Annotated in this window: 1 protein-coding gene and 1 pseudogene; one reads left to right on the top strand and one right to left on the bottom strand. The window is 53.1% G+C overall.

What is annotated here, in order from left to right; translation table 11 throughout:
- A pseudogene (locus H6F43_RS04615) lies at positions 1 to 909 on the top strand (hypothetical protein); the annotation flags it as partial.
- Positions 910 to 1083: 174 nt separating this feature from the next.
- Here the strand turns inward: H6F43_RS04615 and H6F43_RS04610 are convergent.
- On the bottom strand, positions 1084 to 2382 hold a 1299-nt coding region (locus tag H6F43_RS04610; RefSeq protein ID WP_190341124.1), incomplete at its 5' end, for a cryptochrome/photolyase family protein.

Below are 2382 nucleotides of genomic sequence, written 5' to 3'. Positions count from 1 at the left end.
CAGGGAAATGCCCACGCGATCGCGGCTTTAATGAATCGATCGCTGCAACCCAAGGGGATTACTGCCAGAGTTATGGCTCAGGACGGTGCGGTGCGAGTGATGCTGGAGTCAATCAGCGTGCCCGATCAGCAAATGTTTGCCGCCTTCACCCATCGCGGCATGGTCAATTTAGGACTGAGCAACCTTCGATCGCTGCACGTGTACGGACGGCTTGCAGGAACAACCGTTCCCGCTTGGATGCAGGTTTACGCATTTGGCTCTGCTAGGGCTGAGGTAAGTTCTGCCACAGAGTCCGTTCCGGCACCCTCTAGCCAAGCGTTAGATTATCAAGCATCAGACCGTCCGGTGCCGGTGCCAGCGGAAGATGAGAACTCGGCAATTTCTAACCGCCTTAATGCAGCGCTGGGCAGCGAAACCCTGACATTTGAGGCTAGCAGGGACAACACAATTCTCAAAGTCATCACAAAAACCAATCAAATCCTAGAAGCGGATACCTTTGCGAAATCGATTCGTGAAACATTGACCGAATTGAATCTGGCGGGAATCACCACGATCGAAGTCTACAAGCAGAAAACGAAAGGAAATTCTTGCTACAAAATCAAAGAGCTTGTGCTGACTGAACCAACGCCAGTAGTGGAGCCGCTTAATCATTCGACTCGTTCCCAGACCCTTAACCAGACTGTCAACAAGCCGAAGCGCAAAGGCATCAATCAAATTCGGAGGAATTTGACGATCGGATTTTTCGTCGTGGCATCCGTATTCGTAATTTGGTACACGCTTTCCAAGCTTTCTCGTTTATTCTTTAGCCCTTTCGGACTGATTACCTTAGCGCTGGCACTGCCGCTGTTGCTGAAGATGTATCAAGGACTATTCACGCTGCTGAATAAGATCTTGCAGGACGATGTGTAATGGTTATGAGGTCTAACCTTGTTGACTGACAAAACGGTTGCTGAAATTGCTGAAGACCTCTCCCTAACCCTCTCCTCGCAGGAGAGGGAATTAGAAGTTCGTCTGACGCCCCTTTCCGTGTCGGAGAGGGGCTGGGGGAGAGGTCGTCCGAAGTTTTGTCAGTCAACTAGGGCTCTAACCGAGCGATCGGGGCGTTGAGGGTAGCGGGTACTCGGTTTTTGTGTGAGCAGTGCGCCAGTCCGCCGCTTTTTGCCGCATGATTTGCACCTCTTCTGGCGAAATGCGCTCTAAATTGCGGAGAATTTGACTCATGCGATGGTTGCCCTTGAGCTTCTCGTAGTGACGAGCCAAAAAATCCCAGTAGAAGAAGTTGAACGGGCAGGCGTCATCGCCCGATCGATCGCGGGGATTGTACACGCAGCCCTTACAGTAGTTGCTCATGGTGTTGACGTAGTTCGCCGATGCGGCATAGGGCTTAGAGGCGATCGTGCCGCCGTCTGCATACTGACCCATCCCAATCACATTGGTCTGCATCACCCAGTCGTACGCATCAACGAACGCCGCGTGGAACCAGTCTTCTAGCTCCTGCGGCGAAATTCCCACAATCAGCCCAAAGTTATTCAGCACCATTAACCGCTGAATGTGGTGAGCGTAACCTGTTTCCTTCACTTGGGTCAGGACATGATGTAGGCAGTTCATTGGTGTGTCCCCAGTCCAGTAGAACGCAGGCAGCGGTTGGACGTGGTGGAACCAGTTGCGCTCCGGATAGCCCTCATCCATGTAAACGTAGATGCCGTGCATGTACTCGCGCCAGCCCAACACCTGCCGCACAAATCCCTCGACGCTGTTAAGCTCCCAATCACTTTGGTTCGCGTAATACGCTTGCTCAGCCGCGTGCACGACTTCTAGCGGGTGCAACAGTCCCAAATTGAGGTACGGCGACAGCATCGCGTGCCACAGGGTTTGCTCTCCGGTGACCATGGCATCCTGATAGGGACCGAACTCCGACAGGCGCGTTTCTACAAAAAACTGAAGCACTTGAAGCGCCTGTTGACGAGTGACACCCCAGCGAAAGGGTTCAATGTGCCAGTATTCCTGGCTGTCTTTGAATGCAGCCGACTGTTTTACCCAGTTGATTACGTCTTGGGTGATAGAGTCTGGCTCAAACCATAGCGCTTCTGGCAGCGTCAGTTTGCCTTTGGGAGGCTTGCGGTTTTCACGATCGAAATTCCACCGCCCGCCCGTAGGTTGGTCCCCAACCATCAGAATGTTGAACCGTCGTCGCCCTTCGCGGTAGAAGTCTTCCATGACAAGGCGCTTGCGGGTGGTTGCCCACTCAACAAACTCGTCGTCGCGCCAGACATAGCGATTGCTGGGCGTGAAGTGGACGGAGCAGGGCAGGTTGAGGTGCTGAATGAGTTGGAGAAAGGGACGATCGACGGGCTGCATCAGCCGCAGTTCGCTAATTTTGTG

Source organism: Leptolyngbya sp. FACHB-36, from assembly GCF_014695955.1.
Classification (GTDB): Bacteria; Cyanobacteriota; Cyanobacteriia; order Leptolyngbyales; family Leptolyngbyaceae; genus FACHB-36.
This window is presented reverse-complemented; position numbering and strand designations above follow the sequence as displayed.